The following is a 537-nucleotide window of genomic DNA, read 5'->3' on the forward strand; positions in this document are numbered from 1 at the left end:
GGGTATTCAGAGGTTCATGTTGCCGCCGCCAGAGGATTCGACCAAGATCCTGGATAACTTTGGCCGAAAGGACTTCTTTCCTTATGTGGAAGGGCGCCTGAAGGTCGTGAATTTGGCGATCTATCTGGCGCTTTATCGGGTGGCAGGATTAATTACGTGGCTTCCAGTATTGTCACTATTCTTTTTGCCACTGCTGCTAGATGCGCATTACACGCGTAAGCGCAAGCAGTACAATTTCCAGTACGCGTCACCGACGGTGCAAAGAATTGGCATCAGGACGGTGGCATTCATGGTGATTACGATATTGCCACTACTCCTGATTTCGCCGTTGCCAGTACCGCCGCACTCAGCACCGTTGATGGTGCTGTTGGTCGCGTTGGCGATCTGGGCGATGGTTCGAAACCTGCCAAAGCGGATCTAAGTGGCACTGGAAGACGAAATGCAAGAAGGGCCGGAGCAAAATGCATCCGGCCCTTCTTGGTTTCATATATCCGTCAAATAGAAGGAGTGTTTTTGCCCATCCATTCGGTGCCGCCT

At 51.6% G+C, this 537-nt stretch carries 1 protein-coding gene; it reads left to right on the top strand.

Annotation, left to right across the window (positions count from 1 at the left end; translation table 11 throughout):
• Positions 1 to 421, top strand: a 421-nt coding sequence (locus WA429_RS21385) for a DUF4400 domain-containing protein (protein WP_336107934.1), incomplete at its 5' end; no start/stop codon positions are given.
• Positions 422 to 537 lie beyond the last annotated feature (116 nt).

The sequence above is a fragment of the Thalassospira sp. CH_XMU1420-2 genome (assembly GCF_037029325.1).
Taxonomy (GTDB): Bacteria; Pseudomonadota; Alphaproteobacteria; order Rhodospirillales; family Thalassospiraceae; genus Thalassospira; species Thalassospira povalilytica.